We start from the raw sequence: 20,292 nt of genomic DNA on the forward strand, positions 1-20,292 counted from the left end.
GCACGCCGAACAACAGACAGCTACAAATCCGGATGCTTGCTACTTCACGTAGGTGACCTTCAGCTGGGGCGGATGCGCCTCGCCCACGCCCTCGGCCCGCCCGTAGTAGTCCAGCGAACTGTTCGCGGAATCCAGTGCCACACCCCTCCAGCTCGTCGAATCAAAGATGGAGCTGATGTCGATCCACTTGCCGACGTTTTTGCCCCAGTCAATCGTCCGCGAGTCACCGTCGCAGCTGAAGGTCCCCGGCCTCGACCCGTGGCCGTGCGCCTTGATCACTGCCTTTCCGCCGGCGTTGTAGTACCAGTGTGCGTAGTACAGGTACAGCTCGACCGACTGAATCGAGGCTCCCTCCAGATCCGATGCCAAGGACGACGGGAAGCCGATCAGAGCGGCCTGCACCCCGTTGTTGCTGGAGTAGTACCCCTGAATGCACTGGGAACCGTAGTACGAGTTGTACGCGCCCCGGTTGGCGTAACTGCCCGACCATGCAGCCGTGTAGGTCCGCTCGTACTGCTGTTTGGGAGGGGTGGCCACGCCGCCACCGGTGTTGTAAACGCCCGTGTCAGGGATAGCCGGCCCTATGTCCTCCACGTACATGTGGGCTGGCTGCTCGCTCTTACCGAACAGCGTCACGGTGGTTCCGCCTGGTGCCCACTGGGCGTGGAATGTCGACAGGATCCGATGCAAACCGGGCCCGAGGCTTGCTCCGGACCTGATTAGCTCGACCCGCACCGACCGCCAGGTAAGGCCGTTGATCGAGAAGACACGATTCTGAATGACGGGACTACTGACGGTGGGAGTGGATGCACCGCCATCGCGGAGGGTTACGTGGACCTCTCCTGTCTCGGAGGACGCGGTCACGTAGCAATCCACCACGATGCGGTACATCCGGGTCACGTCTGACTGGAAGGCCAGCTCGACGAACCCCATCTCGTTGGCGCTGCCGGTGACCGCGCTGTACTGGCGGCTGATGGCGACCAGACCGCGGGGAGACTCGGCGAGGCGCGAGTCGAGCCGGATGCCCCCGACGGTGAGCCCGCCGGCGACGGAAACATCGTTGAAGCCCCCGTTACCCCTCTCGTCGATCGTCGCGACCGCCCCACCATTAGGGCCCGACAGAGTAAGGAAATTGGCCCGGCCTGTGACCAGACTGACGCGTTCGTCGCCTCCCTCGTCGAAGAGGACGAGGCCAGCCGGGGAGAGTTCGGCCCGTGTTCCGCTCGGCTGGGAGCCGATCACGATGCGGCAGGTCGAGTTGTCGAAGAGGACCGACCCAGCCTTGCCGTCGTCGGCAGCCAGCTTGATCCGCCCCAGCACGGTCTGGGCGGGAGCTGCCGTCTCCGGTGCTCCGGACATCGTCTTCCAGTTGGACCCTGCCGCGGCGCTGCCGCTGGTGATCCGGCTGTAGGCGAGGACAGCTCCAGCGGCGTCTTCCCAGCGGACGTAGACGTTCGCCCGTGTCCCCACCCAGTCGGTCGAGAGCTGGTAGTCGGCGGAGAGCCAGACGCGCTGGCCAGGCATAGCGGGGAACGTGCCGAGCGTGATGGTCTTATCGACCGGCGTTGCTGAGGTGCAGTCCACACGCAGGGCTTTGGGGCTGTCCCGGCCTGGAGCGACAACGGTCCAGTCGGTGGCGAGACGGCCTGTGGTTACGGCTCCCTCGAAGCTGGGGTCAGAGATCAGGTTGCCGTCCACACCGATGGCCAAATGGGTTGCGTTGAGGGTGCCAGCGGCGACATGCCGAGCGGCGAGAAAGTTGGTGGCCATCTCGGCTCCCGTGAGCGAGAGCGCCTTGACCTCGCGAGCAGTCAAGGTCTTGGCCGCGACCTTGGAGGCTACGACAGAACCTGCCGCGAGCTCGGGTGTGCCGATGGAGTCGGCCAGGACCATGCCGGCGCCGATGACTGTGCGGACCTCGGCGTTGTCGAAGTCTGCGGTCCCGGTGGTCGCCTCATGGTTCTTGATCCAGACGGCCGCTTTGGCCGCCCCTGCTGGGGCCTGCACCTGGCGGTTGGCCCTCGCCCACGGGGCTCCTGGTGCCGGGGTCACCGCGAGGATGCCGTAGCTCAGGGTGCCGCCTTGGGCGTCCTGCCACTCCATGAAGAGCCGGATGGAGTCACCGGTCCAGTCCGTCGACACTCGGTAGTCAACGGCGAGGAAGAAGCGGTCACCGGGAGAGACTGCGAGTTCCGTGATCCTCAGAGCCCTCCCTGTGCTGGGGGGAGGTCCCTTCGGCCCCGCCTGCAGGGCTCGTGCGGAGTTGTTGCCGGTGGCCAGGCTCCATCCGGTCTTGCCGGTGAGGTTCTGATCGGTGTACGGCCCCTCGAATCCCGGGTCGGGCAGGAGGTTGCCCGCTCCGATACCGAGCTGGGTGTGGCCCACGGCGCCCACCTGGAGGTGCATCCGACCCACGGCCTCTTCGGCCAACGCGGTTTCGGTGATGATCCCGTCGAGGACCTCTTGGGCCACCACAGCCGCGGGACCCATCGGTCCTGCCTGCGGCGACGGGTCAGAGGCTGTGCCGGATGTGGTGCGCGCCATCAGCCTGAAGTACATCGGGGTGCTTGCTGCAACGAAGAGCGTGCCACCCCGCGGGGATTCGATCGTCGCGCGGAGGGTGGTCTCGCTGATGATGAAGCCGTCCGTGGCGCCGATGTGAATCTCGACGCGGGAGAAGTCGAGGGGCGGCGCGACCTCCTCGAGGAATGTCCCGTCCCAGGTGACCGAAATGCCGCCGAGGACGGAAGCGACGTACGGGCGCGACGGCTGGGGCGGCTGCGGTCCGTTGACGGCGACGACGCCGGAGGTGCCGTCTGCCTGCTGCCCGATGACGGCGCGGAGCGAGCCGCTGTCGTCGTAGACCTCGATTGCCGCGTTTTCGATGGAGGAGTGGCCGAGGCGGCTCGACCGCTGAAGGGCGGCGATCTGTCGCTCTAGGGCGGCCAGGCGGCTGCCGATGTCGATGTTGCTCATGAGATTGCCTCCCCGTAGTGGAAGGAGTCCGCGCGGGCCAGGAGCACGGTGACGGTCTCGCCGTCGGCCCCACCGGTCCGTACGCTCCATCCGACGATCCGCATCCAGCTGGCGAAGTCGATCCAGTCGTTGCTGACCGTGGTGAACACGTCGTCTCCGACCTGGAAACTGCCGAGCGGGGCGGCGGGATGGTCGGGGCGGATGCTGATCTGCTCGACGGTGCCGCGCAGCTGTCGGCGGGTGCGTTCCGCCGTGGCGCGTCGGGCGAGGACGTCGGTTCCCTTCACGTCCGGCAGGGCGAGGACCGTCTCCATGCGCAGGCGGCCGTCGCGGACAGAGTCGACGTGCCGGCGCTTCGAGCGGCCCTCACCGGCGCCGGTCGCGATGACCGTCTGTGCGAATTCGTCGGCTGAGCGCGGGACGGCCGGGGAGTTCAGGATGTTCACTCCGCTGGTGAAGCTGATGTCCGTGCGCCGTGCGCCCAGACGCGGGTATCCGAGTCGTAGCCGCCGCCGGATGCTCCCGTCGATTCCCCACTGGGTGTCGCACGTGTAGTCCGGGGAGTCGACGGCTGCAACCAGGTCGTCCACAGCGTCGCCGAGAACGGGCTCCTCCCACCACGCTGACTTCAGCGGGTCGGTGGGCGTGCCGACTTTCGCGGTCGACACCGTGCCATCGACTACGACGCCGAGGTCCCCATCGGGGAGGGATTGCGCATACGCCCAGACGTCACGGATCACCTGGCAGGGGTCCGCGTAGACGTACGGGCCCCGTCCGTCGTACTCGCCGTGGATGTCGTGTCGCCGCTGGAGGTAGCTGGACCAGCTGGCGGCTTCGAGGGAGATGGCGCGGTCTTCCGGTGTGACCTGCCACAGGACTCCTCCCCACCGCAGGTGGCCCTCCCGCTCCACGTACAACAGCGTGTTGCCTTCGTCCAAGACGTCCGGTCGCGAACGCCCGAACCGTGGGGCGAGCGAGGCCGTGAGAGCTCCCGGCCCATTCAGTTCGGGGCCGTACTCGACATCAGTGAGCGGAAGGTCCGGATCGAGAATCTCGCCAGTGAGTGCGTGCTGCGCGATGTAGCGGTAGCCGGTGCGCGTCACAGCACCCCCTCGACGAACTCCACGTCGAAGACGCAGTTCGAGCCGCCGTTGACATCCAGGGCGAAGACGGATCCGGGCATCGGGTTGGTCTGGATGCTGAGGGTTTGGGTGGTGCCGCGAAGGGCGGGGGTGATCTGCGGGGTGTCTCCGAGCATGATGTTCTCGCGGGACCATCCGGTGACGGCGTCGTCGTCCATGGTGATCTCGGCTCCGAAGAGGGACCCGAACTTGTGCCTGAGGCGGGTGTAGGGGTTGCCGGAGAAACGCACGCCGAGCTGGGTGACGATGTTTGCCGTGACAGCCCAGGACGGCACGTCGACCTGGACGCGGGCTTCGGTGGGCCAGTCGCTCCACGTGTCCGGTGTGGCTGGCGACTGGTTGTAGGGGAAGCCTCTGATCATCTGGATGCGGCGCTCCCGGCGAGGGTTGGCGATGCGGCGCAGGTCGGTGATCATCGCCGCGGTGATGGTGCCGGTATTGGCCGGAAGGTTGATGCGGGCCAACGGGATCGCCGAGAAGCCCGGGGGCGGGGTCGTCGCCGTGGCGGAGACACCGGGGATCACTTCGAAGGCGACGATCCTGTCCTTCGCCGGGTTTCGGGTGCCCTCGTACTCCGGGTCGAGCACCCGCATCACGACCATGTCGGCGCGTGGGGTGCCTCCGGTGGGGGCGACCGGAACGGATTCCGTGCCGATGTTGTAGGCGGTGTAGTGGCCTTGCCAGGGCACCGCCCGGCCACGGATGACGCCTGAGCCATCGCCGACGAGGACTCCGCCGGCCGGAACGGTCAACGGCATGACCTTCAGGTCACTGCCCTCTGTGACGCCCTCGGCGCCCCGGGCGAGGTCGCGGATCATCATGCGGAAGCTCTGGGCACTGTGGGTGCCGCCGTTGGTAAGAAGGGGGACGGGGGTGAGGGTCACGGAAACTCCCGATCAGAGCGTGGGCCACGCCGGCCGCCAGGTGACGGTCAGCTGAGCGCGGTTCGTGGGGTCGACGGCCTGCCAGCGCAGCTCGCTACGACCGGGCAGGAGGTTGAAGGTGTCGATGCGTGATCGTGGGGCGAGGTTCACGCTGCCGCCGTTGCGGCGCAGGACGGACCGCCAGGTGGGGCGGGTGTCGATCTCGATCCAGTCGCCGGCGTCGATCGTGGTGTTCAGCTGAAGGACGCGCCCGGTCTGGACATGCGTGATGGACGGGTTGGCACAGGGGCCGGTGATCCGGAGTACGGGCCAGGCCGGAGCTTTCCCCTCGACGTTGATCCACCCAGGTCGGCGGTTCGCGTCTGGGCCAGGGTTGACGACGACGGGCGGCACCAAGGGGGCGGTGAACCCGCCGTCGGCGATCATGCCGAGCGGCAAGGTGACCTGCTGGACGGTGTCGCTGTAGAACTGGGGGTCGGCAGCGAAGAACTCCAGATCCAGGGGCACCCAGCCGTACGTCAAGGACGTCAGGTCGGCGTCAAGCCGACGTAGGCGCCCCCGGACAATGCGTACGTCCCTGCCAGGGAACTTGAGCCGCAGGTCGGTGGTCGCCCCTCCGGTCAGGCGCAGGCTGGGTTCGTCGTGGACGTGCTGAAGTTCAGCGAGCATGTCGAGGGCTGCCACCTGGTCGCCTGGAGTCCTGATCGCTGCGTCGATGCGGATCGTACGGCCGGCGTAGTAGTCGGCGCCGAGCCAGACGCCGTCGGCGTGCGGTGGGTCCACGTCCCCGGTCCGGACTTCGGGTCGCCCCAGGCCTTCGATCGTGGCGATCACGACCGGGGTTCCGGAGCCGATGGCGACGCCGCCCAGCTCGTGCCGGTGATCCCTGAGGTCGCTGTTCATCGGACGCCACCTCGCTTGGCGCGGCGCAGCTGGTATCCGACCGCGGCGGAGATTTGCTGTTCAGTGGCGCCCGGACGGTCGATGCGGATGTTCTGAGTTCCGATCAGCGGGGTTGAGCGTTCGTCACGCAGGATGACGACAGTTCGGCCTTCGGGTCGGGCTTCGACCACGCGCGGTGAGTTCGCTCCGGCCGCCCCCAGCTGGTATCCGAACCGGCCAGCCACATCGGCCAACACCCGTTGAGCCGGTCCCCGCTTGGAGGCCCCGAGCGGGATGAACGCTTCTCCTTCTGTCGCGGGCTCGGCAAAGCGGACGATGCCGTTGCTCGTGGCGTAGACCCCGGGCGTGAGGATGCCGCCGTCCGCGTATGACAGTCCGCGTTTCGCCCGCGCGAGGTCCTCCAGGAACTTCGCCGCAGTACCGCCCAGGACCTGCTGAATACGTGCCTGGCCAAGGAGAGCGACCTCGATGATGCGGTCCTCGTCCAGCTTCGTTGCGTCGGCGACTTCGTGAATGCCTGTCCCGTTGGAGCGAATCGCGCCGATGATCTGGATGAGGTCGGTGAGGGCTTCACCGGATACGACTTCCTTGGCGCGTTTGCTCACGTCGTTGGCATCCCGCGACGCACCCTGAGAGCGCGCGGCCTCGGCGGCCACCGTCTCGGCGGTTTTGTCTCCCTGCTCGGCCAGGAGGGACGCCAGATCCGTGTAGCCCCAGGCAGCGATCTTGGCCAGGTTCGCCTCGAAGGCTTCCTGGTTCTCGATGGCCGCCTTCAGCTGAGTCGTGAAGTCGCCAAGGGATGCCCGGGCGACCTTGCCCAGCGCCTGGAGGTTGTCGGTCATGTCCTGGATGTACTTCGAGCTGCCGTTGGCCATCCGCTTGGTCAGCTCGACCCCGTCTTCGCCCATGCCCTGAAGGGCGTCGGCAACGTCCTGGCCGGCGCGTCGAGCCACGGTGGCCAGGTCGCGCCGCCAGGCGGCCGCCTTGCTCGCAGCCTTGTCCAAGTTCCTCTCGAAGAGGTCGAGGTCGAAGATCTCTGACTCCTTGCCGCCCTTCGTCACCTTGCGCATGGAGTCGGTACGGATCGAGGACAGGGAGGACAGCTCGGCCGCTGCCGGCCTGTAAGACCATCCGGACAGCCCGCCGTCGGCGTACCAGGCGACTTCCCCACCGAAGCGGTGTACGACTTCCTCGACGATCGCCTTGGAGCGCGGCCGCTTCGACCCCGCTAGGGGTACGTATGCCTCGCCCTGAGTCTCTGGTTCCGCCCACACCCGCCACGCTCCGGCAGGCGCGATCTGTGCGACGTGCTGCTCCCGTACGCCGCCGTTCGCGTAGAAGGAGAGCAGGCTGCCGTTTGCCTGCGGGGCCTGGATGTAGTCGCTGATCCCGTTGCCGTCGTGGTCGTTCGGCATGGGGGTACGGCGGTAGAGGATCGAGATGACGACGGGGGGCGGCGGGGGCGCGGAGACGTTGACGGAGATGCTCTTCGAGCCGGGGATGTTCTGGACGGATACACCGATGGCATCGAGGTTGGCTTTGACCGCAGCCATGTCGCCGGACAGCAGCGCGGAGGTCAGTGCCTGGGCTGCGGCGGTGCCCTTCGTCGCTGCCGTCATCTGGATCAAGGTCAGGGCGCCGCTCCACTCCGTGTTGGCCTGGCCGCCAGCGAGCTGGAAGGCGGCGACAACACGGGAGAGGTCGGGCGGGCTGATGGGCATGTCGGCACCGAAGATGGCCTGTAGTTGGGTACGGACGCCTTCGAGGTCGCCGCCGAGCAGGGCGGTCTTCATGGCCTCGGCTGCGTCCTTCCCCCCACGGGCAGCTGTCTCGGCCAGGACCTTCATGCCCTGCTGCATGGTCGCTCGGGCGTCCTGTGGCAGCTTCGACGCGGCGCGCCCCATGTCCGCAAGCGCCATGCTCTGCATGACGCTGGCCAGCTTCCCGGGATTGTTGGTAGCTGAGGCATCTGCCCACGCTTGGGCGATCTCCTTGCCGTACTTCTCGGCGATGTGCGGGAGCTGCTCAAGGCCGGCGCGGAAGGCGGGCGTGGAACGGGCCGCCCCCTCCTGGATGATCGCCTCCAGCTCGTCGGCAACCTTGCTTCCGCCCTTGCCGAGCTGCCGCACGAGCTCGTCGAGCATCGGGGCGGCATCGACACCCAACTTGGCGAAGTGGTCTACCAGTTCGAGTCGGCCGCTGGCCGCGAGGGCGCCGAGGTTCTTCTGCCAATCCCGCTGAGCAGACAGCTGCTTCCGTAGCTGCTCCATGTAGTCAGCCAGGCTCGCCTTCGCGGAGTCTGCCGACCGGCCGGCCTTTCTGTTGGCCTCGGCCACCTCGTCCTGGGCCGCCTTCCACGCCTTTGCCGGATCGACGATGTCGGCCAGGGCCTTGCCCATGGCCTGCATCTCCTCGGTGAACTTCGGTGCACCGTTCTTGTCGACGGGGAGCATCGCCGTCAGGTCCCACGCACCGGCGAGTTCGATCCTGCTGTTCTTGATCTTCGCGTTGACGATGTCCATGTTGGCGGCGAGCGCGGCTTCCTTCTTCACCGCGTCACCCCACATCTGGTGCTGCCGTTCGAGTACGCCTCGGGCACGGTCGAAGGACTCGTCGAAGGTGACTGACTTGCCGACCTCCTTCACCGTGGCCTTCCTCGCGTCGTCGAGCTGGAGGAGGACGTCCTTGTACCGCTGGCCGCCGTTGATGATCGCGTCGATAGCCTGTTCAGCGGTGACACCGGCCTCGCGCAGCTTCTCGAGGTCGCCGCTGCTCGTGAGCTGTTCGGTCAGCTTCCGCAGCCCGGCTCCCTGCTCGCCTTCGGTGCGCTCGGCGCGCATCGCCTCCACGAGCTCCTGTGTCGCCGCCTTCGCCTGCTGCTTCGACGCGGAGTACGCGGCATAGGCGGCGACGCCGAGGGTCACCAGCGCGGCCAGGCCGGTGACAGCAAGGCCCGCCCCGGAAAGGACGGCGGGAAGGGCGGATCCTCCGGCCTGCGCGGCGGCCAGGTTGGTTCGGAAGGCGGCCAGCTGCACGCTCGTCTTCTCCACGGCCGCGCGCAGCAGGAGGCCCGCCGCGGCCAGAGCGAGGAACCCACCAATGAGTGACTTCACGGGACCCGGAAGGTCGTTGATCGCCCCGGCCAGGATCTTGAAGTATTCGCCGATGGTCTGGAGGGCGGGCAGGAGCGCACGCCCGAGGTCGATCCCCAGGGCTGCGGCCTGGTTCCGGAAGAGAGCCCACTGACCTGCGGTGGTATCCAGCTGGATGGCGTACGCCTTCTGGGCGGCACCGGCTCGCGCCACCTCGATGGCGATGCCCTTGTAGGTGTCGGCGTAGTTCTTGCCGTCCGCCGCGGACAAGGCGAGCATGGCGCGGGTCGCTCTGATGTCCTTGAACATGTTGGCGATGGCATCGGCCGAGCCGCCGGTGACTTCGCGCAGCTTGTTGACGACGACGTACAGCCCGTCCTGGGCGATGGCGGAGGCCACGGACTCGTAGCCGAGGTCCTTGATGGCGTCGCGCATCTCGCGGGTGGGCTTGACCATCCGCGTCATCATCATGTTGAGCGCGGTTGCGGCTTCGGCGGCAGGGATGCCCGCGAGGGTGATCGCGGCCAGGGCGGAGCTGAGGTCGTCGAACTCGACGCCAGCGGCCGCGGCCATCGGTACGACGTCGCCGAGCTGCTGAGCGAGTTCCTCGAAGCTGATGACGCCCAGGTTGACGGTCTGGAACATCGTGTCCATCACGTCGGTCGCTGCCGACGCCGGAAGGCCGTACGCCTTCAGCACGCCGAGCAGCGCCCGTGCCGAGGTCTCTGTCGTGGTCAGGCCAGCGGAGGCACCCTGGGCGGCGACGTTCAGGATGGACATCGCCTCCGAGCCATCGAAGCCCGTGGAGACGATCTGGTAGAGGCCTTCGGCGAGCTGCTCCGCCGTTTGGGGAAGCTCGGTCGACAGACGGACGATCTCGTCGGTGAAGGCGGCGACGTTCTGCGAGGTGATCTGCTGGGAGATCGTCATGACGTTCGCCATGGCCTTCTCCAGCTGGATGGCGTTGGCCACGCCCACGCCGAGGGCCGCCCCGATGACCAGGCCGCCTTGCGCGAACGCCGATGCCCGAGCGGCCGAGGCCGCGGCCACACGGCTCTCCGCCGCCGCGATCTGCTGTGCCGATGCCTGCGCCGTGCGGGCGGCGGCGCGCTGCGCCTGGTCCCGTGCCGTGACCGCGGTGAGGGCACGGTTCTCCGCTTCGGCCAGGCCCGTAGTAGCCCGTTGGGCGAGTCCACTGGCCCGGGTCGCGGCGAGCTGCGCGGTGGCGGCACGCGTTTGCGCAGCCGTGTGGGCCTGGGCTGCGCGGTCTGCGGCTACCTGAGCGGCGGCCGCGGTGCGGGCGGCAGCAGCAGCCCCCGCGCCGCCGGTGACCTGTGCCCGCGACGCCATGGTCTGCGCAAGGGCCTGCGCCCGCGCCGCCCGCTCGCCGGCGAGGGTGGCGGCTGTGTGCGCTTCCTGCGCTCTGGTCGCCAGGGACACGGCGAGGGCCTGGGCGCGGTGGGCGCGGGTGACGACCTGCTGCGCGGCGGCCGCACGCTCCGCAGCCTGGGTTACGCGCGCCTGGGACCGGATCGACTCAGCGGACGCAGCTGCTAGCGCGCGGGTAAGAGCCTCAGTAGCCGACCGCACCGACCCCAGGCGCGTGCCCACCCCGGCCAGGCCACTGTCGAAGCTGCGCAGCTGGCCAGCGGCGCCCCGAAGGCCAGTGGTGAGACCGCCCGTGTTGGCCATGAGGTTGACGTAGAGGGTGTAGGCGCCGCTCACGGCGTCACGTCCTTCCGGGGCCGTAGCCCGATCTTCATCCCCCGGCCCTCGGCCCCATCGGGGACCTGCTCGCGCTCCATCTCGATCAGCTCGCAGCCGAGGCAGCGGTACGGCTCGGGCACGTAGGCGAACCGGTCACCGCCCATGCCCTCGTCCCACTCGGCAGGGCGGGTGCCACACCCGTCGCAGTTCGCTTGCGTGTAGGCCAAGTACGCGACCGCCTTCGCCCGGTCGAGCGCCGACCACCGTCCGTCCCCGGCACCCGAGAAGTGGCTGTGCGGGATGCCGTACGAGGCGCACAGCTGCATCTCGGCCCGGAACGCGGGGTCTTCGATCAGCCTTTTCCCAGGTCAGCACGGATGGTCTGGTTGACGACCAGCGCCGTGGTGAACAACGCTTTGGCGTCGCTGTCGCCCCACGCGTCGAGGAGGTCCTGGGCATCGGCGTCCGTCATGCTCGGCACCTCGGCGCCGGCCTCGTCGCGTTCGATGTGGCATGCGGCGATCAGGGCCGCAGGGAACGTCTCGACGTTGTACTCCATGCCCGCGTCGGCCTGGGCCTCAGTCGGGGGGTGCTCGCGAAGCAGCTGCTCCCATGCCGGGCGCGGCAGAGCCCGGAAGGTCAGCCGCTCCGTGGCCCGGTCGAGTTCCTGCTGGGCGTCGGCGAGCTCGCCCTCGGCAGCGAGGACTTCAGGCCGCTGGGCTACCCACTCGGACCGGGCTGATTCAGCGACGCCCTGCTCGATCGACGCGGCCTGCGCTTCGGTGCGCGCCCGCGCGACGCGGAGGGCGGATTCGGTGACGGCAGTCTTCCGGATCGGGTCGTCGCAGATGGACAGGGTCCGCTCGGCTAGGCGCCGGGCGCGGAGCCTCTTCATCTTGGCGGCCCAGTGGGGGTCGCGGGCCACAGCCGACGGGGGCGGAGTGTTCTGCGTGGACATGCGGCTTCCCCTTACGCCTTCGCCGGAATGACGGCGTCGAGGGTCGGCTTTGCGGTGATGCCGAAGCTGACCTTGTACTTGGCGGGTTCGGCGCCGGCCGTGTAGGTCGCGGACCGGCTGCCCACGCGGACGGGGAAAACGTCCATGGACTTGGACTGGGGGATGTCGCCCTTGCGGAGGATCACGACGTAGCCCTCGCTGCCCTTGGACAGCAGTGTCTCCAGGGTTCCGTCGACCTTGTCCTCGTACAGGGTGAAGCTGCTGTTGTCGGCCTTGTCTTCACCCGGGATGGAGGTCGTGAACTCGCTCGCCATGTCCGGCGTTTCGATGGGCACGTTCTCAAGGGCCCAGCCCTCGATGTCCGAGATGGCCTCGGCCAGATCGGTCGCGTTGGCGCCGGTCAGCTCCGCCCGCGTCGGAATGTTGGAAGGGGCGGCGATGGCCTTCAGGAAGAAGAACGCGGTCGTTCCACGCCGCATGAACCGCTGCTGGGTGGTACCCACTGATTCTCGCTCTCCGGGGACACCCCTGGAGCGGCACGCACCGGAGGCCCGTCCCCACGACGCCGCGCGCAGCGCGACAGGGGAATCAGCCCGTACCGGAATCGGCCGGACGTCCGCGAGGGGGCCTCCGCGGTGAGGGCGGTGCTGGTCAGGAGAGCGATGTCACCTCGACCACGTACCGCTGCACGTAACTGTATATGCCGCCTGCGACGGCCACGCCCTCCTCCTTGTCCAGTCCACGGCGGAGCACAGCGCAGCCCGGGATGGTGATGTCGGTGGTGTAGGAGCCGCTGCCGCTGCTCCTTCGCCCGAGCATGGCGGTCCGGACGCGGTCGGCCATCCATTCGGCTTGCTCAGCTGTGGTGGCCACGCTCGTGACTTGCAGCAGGGCGCGGGCGTCGCCGTCGGCTTGGCCGTACGGCGGCCCGTCGGTTGTCAGACCGAGGGGGTAGAGAACTGCGTACGGGACTTGGGCACCGGTGGGCGTGCTGGACGCCGTTGGCGCGGTGCCGTACCCGCAGCTCCTGGTCGTGGCGGTCGCCAGCATCTTCTGTACGGCGAGGGAGACCTCGCGGCCGGAGACGGGCACTGCTCCTCCTATCTGGCTGCGGAACCTGGCCGCAGGCGTAGTCCGTTAGGTGACTGCACGTCTGGCCGGTCAGTCACTGATTGAGTCGCCGAGGGCCGCGAGAAAGAGGGGCCGTATCTCTTCGATCGCGGGCCCGACGTGTGGCAGCGGAGCCTGGTTGTAGATCCGGCCGAGGCTGTCCGCGCCAACGAAGCCGTACTCCAAGCGGCGCGCTTGGGGCTTGTTCGTGCCGACGGTGGCGGTCACCGTGACGCCGTCTGTCGAGACCTCGTGGGTCCAGCTCCGCCGGTAGTCGCCGGTGGGCGCGTTGGGCCCCGGCCGTCCGGAGGCGCGAGCCTTGATGCGGGTCTCGAGGAGCATCGCGTGGTGTTGGACAACCGAGAGTGTTTCCGGCAGAGTCCGGACCGCCCTGGCGTCCAGGAGCGCCGCGATCTGAGCGGCGTTCGTGTAGACGCCTGCGGCGCCGTGGGCGTTCGGGTGGGGGTTAGACGCGGAGGGCATCGAGCTCCCCCTCCTCCTCGCCTCGGGCCCACTGCCGTAGCTGTTCGACGATGGCTGCTGTGAACCCATGCCGCCCGCCGGCCAAGTCCAATCGGTGCATGGCGGCCTGTTCCAGGAGCGGGATGTCGATCGCCGCGAGGAAGCGTTCGGCTGCCTCGCCAGGTTCGTGGGGGATGCCGACTGCGACCTGGGCGAGACCGTCGTACTCCGTGACAGGGCGCCCGGGCGAGAACTGGAGTACCAGTTGGGCTGGTTGCCCGGCTACGTGGTGCAGGCTGTAGCTGTGGACGAGGCTGGAAATGTCCACGCCGTCGAGGGCGACTGCCCCGCCGCCGGCGTGGGACCTGATTCGGACGTGGTGAGGATCTGTGAGCGGACTGTTCGCGATCTCCATAATTCGAGCGTATGCACGATCTCGGACGGCCCGGATTCGCTCTAGGGCGGGGTGACCTCGTCAAGGCGAGTCACTCGGACCAGCTCAACGGTCGATGCCTCTGACGGGTCAAGGACCTGCCAGACCCGGCCGAGCGTCGCGGGGCTTCCGGATCTGGCGGCGATGACCTGTACCCGGTCGTACCGGCCTGGGAGCGGAGCTCCCAGTGGTGTGAGCAGTCGGTACCAGGACACCGTGTCGTCCAGCCACTGCCGTCCGACGATTCCCTCTGCCGTCACCTGCCCATGCCCCGACAGGACGGCACCGGGACCCTCATAGACGTGCTCTACGGGCACCTCGCCCACGAGGCCGGTGTCCGGGTCTAGCGGAGCGGTTCCCGTTGGCCGGGTGATGCGGACCGTGTCGACGAGAAGGACGGCTTCAAGGTGGCGGCGCACCTCTTCCGGGTCTATGCCTGTCGTCACGGCGTTCCACCTGCTCGCTGCGTGTCCTGGTCGACCCATGTCGTGCGGACCACGCTGAGGGTGGCGGTCTCACCTATGTCCAGCACGCGCCAGGTGCGGCCGATCGCTGACGGGTCGGCCGCCTGCATGACGCGGACGATGTCTTCTCTGGAGGCGACCGGGGCATGGAGGGGCGTCAGGAGCCTGTACCGGGAGCGTGTGTCGTCCACGTACGCCTGCCCTGCCAGGTGGAGAACCACGGAAGGCCCGTCAGCAGGAAAGAGTGCACCGGGCCCTTCATAGACCACGACCGGGGGCCCTGGTTCGTATTGACCGGTGTCCGGGTTGAACACCGGCTCACCCTTGCGCTCGATCCTGACCCGGCTGGTGAGGATCTTCTTCTCGACGATCGCGCTGACGCCCCCCAGAGTCAGCCCCTCAGTGGGAGTGCTCATGATCTGAGCGTATGCCGATCCACTGACACCGTCGGCCACGCCCGTACCTGCTGGTCTGGATGAATGGGGGCAGGGGTTAGGAGGTAACGCGCAGCGTCAGTTCGCGAAGCCGGCGGCCCGTGGTGGTGATGTCGTATCGGCGCGCGTTGTTGAGAGCCGCCTCGGTGAGGGCCTTGCGGTGGTGGTGGTCCCGGCTCATCTCGTCCAGGGCGTCGGCCAGCGAGCGCGGATCGCCGGGGGTATAGGGAACGCCGGTGCTGCCGAGGATTTCCCTCACACCGGGAAGGTCGGAGTAGGCCACGGGAAGGCCGTGCGCTTGGGCCTCGATCACGACGAGTCCAAAGGCTTCCATGCCTCCGGTCGTGAAGACGAAGGCGTCGAAGTTCGGAAGGCGGCGCCACAGTTCGGCGCGGGGAAGGAACGGGTCGAAATGGACCCGTTCCTGTAGCCCGAGTTCGTTGGCCCGCTGTTCAAGGTGTTCTCGTCGAATTCCGTGGCCGATGACGGTCAGGTGGTGCGGCTGATGGGTCAGGGCGAGGGCTTCAACGGCCGTGATCGTGGATTTGTTGTCGTCCAGGCGGCCCGCGTGCACCAGGGAGAGAGGGCCGCTGCCGGTTGGCGGACGGTCGCGTACCCGGGCGTGCCTCAGATGGATCCCCCACGGGATGACGGTGAGACGGTCGGTAAATCGGTGTCCGGTAAGACGGTCGATGCGGTCCGCGAAGGCGAAGGTCGGGGCCACGATCGCGGCGCTCGCCGCAGCGACTTCGTTCAGGCCTTCGCGCTCCCGGGCGCTGTGCTCGGCCGCCATGATGTCGGGGCCGTGGGCGATGGCGATGATCGGGATGTTGCCGGCGGTTCGGGCGAAGGCCTGGCTGAGAGCGAATCCGAGGTACTGGGCGTGGATGGCGTGCGGCCGGATGGTCTCGATGAGCGCACCGACCTCACGCGTCAGTTCGTCGAGGTAGGGGTCGAAGTCCGGGCCGTGTGGGCGCTTCGTCGTGGCGAGGGTGATCAGCTGGCCGAACGCGGCCTGCCAGGTCTGATCGACCGGTTCCCTGCCGAGGAAGGTCGTGTGGGTCTCGGGCATCGCCCCGTAGAGATCGTTGACGAGAATCATGCTGCCGGACGACGGCGCCGAGGCGCGATTGATGCCGGTCAGGATGTTCAGGAACTTGGAGGCCATGCGGGACCCCGATCATCGAAAGAACCGGTGGACTGGAACTGGAGATCGCGCCCCGACCCGGCGCGTGCAGCATGGGGTGCGTTCTGCGTCTCGCGCCGGCGGGGAGGCGCCCACCACGACGCCAAGTGCGGCGTGACAACGGCCACGACCTCCTCGACCGGATGCAAGAAACCCTTACCGTCCTGTTCTGCCGTCCACATCCTGACTGACGCTCGGGGATAGGCGGGGCTTATTCCGATCTCGCCCTTGGGGAGGATTCCGTTGAAGGGTGCAGCGATTCCCTGACTGTTCCAGTAGTCCCACGCCTCCAGAGCTTTGGATTTCTCGAAGCAGTGGTACAGCTCCCGATAGCGGCCCATGTACCGGATCTCGCGGAAGACCATCTGGCCGAGCAGTCCCGGGGCGGTCTCCTGGATCATGCTGAGGTCAGCGCCCTGGAAGGTGACCGATGTCGCGTCCTGGGACGGGTGCAGCGCAGTCCGGGCGAGCAGGTGGGACAGCCGCCGACGGACGTAGTCGGCGACCCCCAGGCCGAGAGCAGGTTCGATGCCCTCGATGAGCTGGACAAGCCGGTGATGGCGCGGCTTGAAACGGGCCAGGTCGAACAGCTGGTCCATGCCGTCCACGGCGGCGAAGGCGAGCCGCTTGTAGAGCCAGTTGTTCAGCTCGCCCGCCTGGGCGTAGTTCTTGGTCTCCGGGGTGGTGGAGTGGAGCATCAGGTATTCGGACAGCACCTCGAAGTACAGGTAGCCGAGGAACGGCACGGCACGTACGGCGTCGGCCAGCCGGTCGATGAAGTCGGGTGCTGGCGTGGCGTGGCCGGTGGCGTTGCGCAGGGCGAGGTCGAGGAACGCAGCCGCGGCGCGCAGGCCGGCCAGGACGGCGCGGTCGAGCTGGTCGGTCTCGGCCGGGGTGAGGAAATTCCGGTAGCGCAGGTAGGTGCGCAGGTGGATGGCGCCGAGATGCAGGTAGTCCACGCCCTTGGGCGGGATCGGCGCATCCGGGGTGACTTCGAGGATCATGGGCGCGGTGTCAGGCTTCGTCGCCAGCAGGTAGGCGCCGAGGTTGTGCGGGCGCAGACCCTCACGCTGGCCGGCGAGCGGCGAGCAGTACAGGGCGCCGACCAGGCATCCGCTGGAGACGTGCACCTGCCCGCTGGTGCGGATGGCGTCGATGCCCCGGGTGGTGTGCAGCAGGTACAGCGGCCGACCGCTGACGAGCGCCTCGGTCATGGCGTTGTTCCGGATCAGCCAGCCGTTGGGGGTCGAATGTTCCAGGTGGTCGCGCCAGTCACCCTCACTGTCGGCCAGCGAGGCGGGGCTGCGACGCTGCGCGGGCACGGTGTAGTCCGTGTGCGCGTGCTCCCATTCGTCGCGCAAGAGAACTCCTGGGGATGGGGGTCGGGGCCGGGCAGGGGGAGATCAGAGGACTTCGACGTTCGCTCCGGACATGCGGTTTCGGCAGTCGAGAACCCAGGCTGCGTGCTGCTGGATCATCGGGAGGTCGAAGAGTGCGTGGTCCATGAGGAGCACCACGGCGTCGGCGGCCGCGACCTCCTCCGGCGTCGCGTCCACCCGGCGAACGGTCAGCTCGGCGCCGTCCGGGATGTTGGGTTCGGCGCCGCGGACGTCGGCGCCGAGGCCGGTCAGGAGCTCGGCGACCCGTGCCGACGGTGAGTTGCGCAGGTCGGTAGCGTTGATCTTGTAGGTCAGGCCGAGCAGCAGAATCCGGGCCGTACCGACGGGGATGCCGCGCCTGTCGAGGGCGTCCACGACGCGCTGGACGACGTAGTCGGGCATGTGCCGGTTCACGTCGTCGGCGAGTTCCACGAACCGGAAGGGGACGCCGAGGTCTTCCCGAATCTTCCAGGAGAGGAACAACGGGTCAACGGGCAGGCAGTGGCCGCCGACTCCCGGCCCCGGGGTGAACCCGGTGAACCCGAAGGGCTTGGTGCCGGCGGCCTCGATCGCCTCCCAGACGTTCACGCCGAGGCGGTCGGTCAGCGTCGCCAGCTCGTTGATCATGGAGATGTTGATGAGCCGGAACGTGTTCTCGATCAGCTTGGCCAGCTCGGCGACCCTGGGACCGGACACCGGCACCGTGGTGTGAAAGATGCCGTCGTAGAACTCCTTGATCACTTCGAGTGACGTGGCGTCGATTCCGGACACCAGTTTCGGCGTTCCCTCGAACGACCACCGCTTGTTGCCCGGGGCGATGCGTTCGGGACTGAATCCGACGTGGAAGTCCACCCCGCCCTTGAGGCCCGAGGTCTCCTCCAGGATCGGCAGCAGCACATCCTCGGTGGTACCGGGGTAGGTCGTGGACTCCAGGACAACGGCCGCGCCGGGGCGCAGGTGCTCGCCCAGGGTCCGGGCGCAGGCCTCGATGTAGGTCAGGTCAGGTACGCCGTCCCTCAGCGGGGTCGGCACCGTGATCACCGCGAGGTCGTAGCCGGCCAGCGCGCCAGCGTCGGCGGTCGCGGAGTAGGCCCTGCTGCCCAGGACCGTACGCAGCCGGTACGAGGCCACGTCCTCCACGTACGAATCGCCAGCGGCGAGCTGCTGGACGCGGTGCGGATCCACGTCGTAGCCGACGACCCGGTGACCTACTTCGGCGGCACGCACGGCCAGGGGAAGCCCTACGTAGCCCTGACCAGCGACAACTATCTGCATGGCAGCTCCTACTCGATTGCGGTGCTTGAATGGACCGTCGTTCCTGGTCTGGCAAGGAGATCGCTGTGCCCTTGGTGTCTGTCGTGATGCCCGTCTACAACTCGGCAGCCACTCTCGGCGCAGCGGTTCGATCGGTGCTCACGCAGACCCACAGCGACCTGGAGCTGCTGATCACCGACGATCAGTCCTCCGATGACTCCATGGACCTGCTCCGCGAGTTCGCCAAGGAGGACGAGCGCGTCCTGCCGGAGTCGGCCCCCGAACAGGGCGGCGCGGGCCGGGCACGCAACCTCGCGATGCAGCGGGCCCGCGGGGACTACATCGCCTTCCTCGACAGCGACGACATGTGGCTCCCGGAGAAGACCGAAAAGCAGCTCGCCTTCGCCGCAGAGGGCGCCGCGCCCCTGACGTTCACCTCGTACTTCAAGATGGCCGCCGACTACGACGGCGAGAGCACCGACTGGGTCCCGAACGGCCGAGTGATCCGCGCGCGAAAGCACGTGGACTACCGCGCGATGCTGTTCCAGGACCACATCGGAGCCCTCACCGCCATGTACGACCGCAACGCCCTGGGCACGAGGCTGATGCCGGAAATGCGCAAGAGGCAGGATTACGCCCTCTGGCTGTCGATCATGCGGGACGGCTTCGACGCCCGGGGCCTGGCCGAGCCGCTCGCGGTCTACAGAGCCGCCCAGGCGGGATCGCTGTCCTCCAACAAGCTCTCGCTCGTGCAGTACAACTGGGCCCTCTACCGCCGGCACGAGCATCTGTCCGTCCCGCGGGCGACGCAGGCACTGGTCGGCGCCGCCTGGCAGTCGCTGCGCAACTCGCGTATCTAGATCCGACGGAGGCCCGTGGAGCCCGGCGCCCGACGATTCCCCGGCTGGAGCCCGGCCGGTCCCCGCCCCGGGGCCCTGCCGCAGGCTCGACGGCTGGCCTCGGGGCGAAGATCGGAAGCTCGCAGCCCCGTCGGCCGATTACTCGGCCGGGCCAGCGCCGACGGGCGCGCGCAGGAACAGCTGGAGCAGCAGCCGCCTGTCCGTGGCCGCGATCTTCTCCTGGCCGTCCTGAAGCGCCTCGCGGCCGTGCAGGAAGCGGCGCTGGTCCACGATGAGGTAGTCGCCGGATTCGAGCATGAAGGAGACCTGCCCTCGGACGAGCTCCTCGGCGAGCTGCCTGGCGGCGTCGGCGTGCGCCTGACCGAGCTGCGACCGCTCCAGCATCTTGGCGGTGAACCGGACGAATCCGTTGGGGCCGTCCAGGACGGGGAACTGCGCGTACTCCTCGCCGACGCCGTGCAGGTCGAAGAAGGTCCCGTAGTGGTAGGCCGCCTCGGCCAGGAGCGCGCGGCAGTCCTCCGACAGCCGCGACACGGCCGCGTGGCCGTCGGAGAGGATGCTGGGGCCGCCGCCGAGCGGGTCGCGGCGGACGCACAGGAGCGTGGTGTAGTCCGGGGGCAGGGTCCCGTTTACCAGGTCCATGTGGAACGCGTTGTATCCGATGCCGCTCGACTTCCCGGGGTCCTTGTCGATCTTGACCCCGATGTCCTTCCACAGAGGCCAGCGCGGGAAGGGCGAGAAGGGGACGGCCACCTCGACCGCGAAGGCTGTCGCCAGCCGCAGGAACCGTTCGTCGTCGGCCCCGCCCAGGGCCTTGGCGAGGCTCCCCAGGCGCAGCACGGCAAATCCGCCGCCCTCCCCGGTCAGCGCGCGGCGCAGCACCGTGGCGGTCTCCTCGAACTGTGGGACGGCCGTCAGCTCGGCCCGGTATCGCACCCGCGTGGACTTCGCCAGGAACGGGACGTCCAGCTCCCAGGCCGGGAGAGGAAGGTCGATCAGGGCGGCTTCGAGTTCGCAGGGAAGGTCGATGATCACGGGGCGCTTCCTA

18 protein-coding genes are annotated in these 20,292 nt (G+C 68.1%); 1 reads left to right on the top strand and 17 read right to left on the bottom strand.

The features are described from left to right. Window positions 1-39: 39 nt before the first annotated feature. The 16 genes from AB8A24_RS18240 to AB8A24_RS18315 form a co-directional block, all read right to left on the bottom strand. The gene (locus AB8A24_RS18240; RefSeq protein ID WP_369476618.1) at window positions 40-2,976 is read right to left on the bottom strand and encodes a hypothetical protein; all 2,937 of its coding nucleotides are present in this window, start codon (window positions 2,974-2,976) and stop codon (window positions 40-42) included. Continuing rightward, window positions 2,973-4,079: a hypothetical protein gene (locus AB8A24_RS18245; protein WP_369476619.1), complete on the bottom strand. Its 1,107-nt coding sequence runs from the start codon at window positions 4,077-4,079 to the stop codon at window positions 2,973-2,975. Before AB8A24_RS18245 ends, AB8A24_RS18240 begins: the two co-directional genes overlap by 4 nt. Further along, window positions 4,076-5,002 carry a hypothetical protein gene (locus AB8A24_RS18250; RefSeq protein ID WP_327385559.1) on the bottom strand — a complete coding sequence of 309 codons (927 nt, stop codon included), beginning with the start codon at window positions 5,000-5,002 and terminating at the stop codon, window positions 4,076-4,078. Before AB8A24_RS18250 ends, AB8A24_RS18245 begins: the two co-directional genes overlap by 4 nt. 12 nt (window positions 5,003-5,014) lie before the next feature. After that, the gene (locus tag AB8A24_RS18255) at window positions 5,015-5,905 is read right to left on the bottom strand and encodes a hypothetical protein (RefSeq protein WP_369476621.1); all 891 of its coding nucleotides are present in this window, start codon (window positions 5,903-5,905) and stop codon (window positions 5,015-5,017) included. Continuing rightward, complete coding sequence (locus AB8A24_RS18260; protein ID WP_369476623.1) at window positions 5,902-10,722, bottom strand: phage tail tape measure protein; 4,821 nt, start codon at window positions 10,720-10,722, stop codon at window positions 5,902-5,904. Before AB8A24_RS18260 ends, AB8A24_RS18255 begins: the two co-directional genes overlap by 4 nt. Then, window positions 10,719-11,030: a hypothetical protein gene (locus AB8A24_RS18265; RefSeq protein WP_327385556.1), complete on the bottom strand. Its 312-nt coding sequence runs from the start codon at window positions 11,028-11,030 to the stop codon at window positions 10,719-10,721. Before AB8A24_RS18265 ends, AB8A24_RS18260 begins: the two co-directional genes overlap by 4 nt. Before the next feature lie 26 nt (window positions 11,031-11,056). Further along, complete coding sequence (locus AB8A24_RS18270; RefSeq protein WP_327385555.1) at window positions 11,057-11,662, bottom strand: hypothetical protein; 606 nt, start codon at window positions 11,660-11,662, stop codon at window positions 11,057-11,059. Between the two features lie 11 nt (window positions 11,663-11,673). Beyond that, complete coding sequence (locus tag AB8A24_RS18275; protein WP_327385554.1) at window positions 11,674-12,141, bottom strand: hypothetical protein; 468 nt, start codon at window positions 12,139-12,141, stop codon at window positions 11,674-11,676. 172 nt (window positions 12,142-12,313) lie between these two features. Further along, window positions 12,314-12,754, bottom strand: a complete 441-nt coding sequence (locus tag AB8A24_RS18280; protein ID WP_327385553.1) for a hypothetical protein — start codon at window positions 12,752-12,754, stop codon at window positions 12,314-12,316. A gap of 69 nt (window positions 12,755-12,823) precedes the next feature. Beyond that, on the bottom strand, window positions 12,824-13,255 hold the full coding sequence (locus tag AB8A24_RS18285; RefSeq protein WP_327385552.1) for an HK97 gp10 family phage protein: 432 nt from the start codon (window positions 13,253-13,255) through the stop codon (window positions 12,824-12,826). Next, a complete protein-coding gene (locus tag AB8A24_RS18290; RefSeq protein WP_327385551.1) occupies window positions 13,239-13,649 on the bottom strand; it encodes a hypothetical protein in 411 nt (136 codons plus the stop codon). Before AB8A24_RS18290 ends, AB8A24_RS18285 begins: the two co-directional genes overlap by 17 nt. Window positions 13,650-13,690: 41 nt before the next feature. Continuing rightward, a complete protein-coding gene (locus AB8A24_RS18295) occupies window positions 13,691-14,113 on the bottom strand; it encodes a DUF6093 family protein (RefSeq protein ID WP_369476626.1) in 423 nt (140 codons plus the stop codon). Next, window positions 14,110-14,586 carry a DUF6093 family protein gene (locus AB8A24_RS18300; RefSeq protein ID WP_369476628.1) on the bottom strand — a complete coding sequence of 159 codons (477 nt, stop codon included), beginning with the start codon at window positions 14,584-14,586 and terminating at the stop codon, window positions 14,110-14,112. Before AB8A24_RS18300 ends, AB8A24_RS18295 begins: the two co-directional genes overlap by 4 nt. A 37-nt stretch (window positions 14,587-14,623) precedes the next feature. After that, a complete protein-coding gene (locus tag AB8A24_RS18305) occupies window positions 14,624-15,733 on the bottom strand; it encodes a glycosyltransferase family 4 protein (protein ID WP_369476630.1) in 1,110 nt (369 codons plus the stop codon). Continuing rightward, on the bottom strand, window positions 15,715-17,112 hold the full coding sequence (locus AB8A24_RS18310; protein ID WP_369476632.1) for a hypothetical protein: 1,398 nt from the start codon (window positions 17,110-17,112) through the stop codon (window positions 15,715-15,717). The genes AB8A24_RS18305 and AB8A24_RS18310 overlap by 19 nt, the downstream gene beginning before the upstream one ends. A 42-nt stretch (window positions 17,113-17,154) precedes the next feature. Continuing rightward, window positions 17,155-18,405: a nucleotide sugar dehydrogenase gene (locus AB8A24_RS18315; RefSeq protein WP_369476634.1), complete on the bottom strand. Its 1,251-nt coding sequence runs from the start codon at window positions 18,403-18,405 to the stop codon at window positions 17,155-17,157. Window positions 18,406-18,470: 65 nt separating this feature from the next. Here AB8A24_RS18315 and AB8A24_RS18320 point away from each other — a divergent pair, with 65 nt between their 5' ends. Continuing rightward, window positions 18,471-19,244 (top strand): glycosyltransferase family 2 protein, encoded by a 774-nt coding sequence (locus AB8A24_RS18320; RefSeq protein WP_369476636.1) that lies wholly within the window; start codon window positions 18,471-18,473, stop codon window positions 19,242-19,244. A 138-nt stretch (window positions 19,245-19,382) separates the two neighbouring features. Here the strand turns inward: AB8A24_RS18320 and AB8A24_RS18325 are convergent, their stop codons facing one another. Further along, window positions 19,383-20,279 (bottom strand): TauD/TfdA family dioxygenase, encoded by an 897-nt coding sequence (locus AB8A24_RS18325; protein ID WP_369476638.1) that lies wholly within the window; start codon window positions 20,277-20,279, stop codon window positions 19,383-19,385. Window positions 20,280-20,292: the final 13 nt, after the last annotated feature.

Origin of the sequence: Streptomyces sp. BF23-19 (genome assembly GCF_041106355.1) — a bacterium.
Classification (GTDB): domain Bacteria; phylum Actinomycetota; class Actinomycetes; order Streptomycetales; family Streptomycetaceae; genus Streptomyces; species Streptomyces virginiae_A.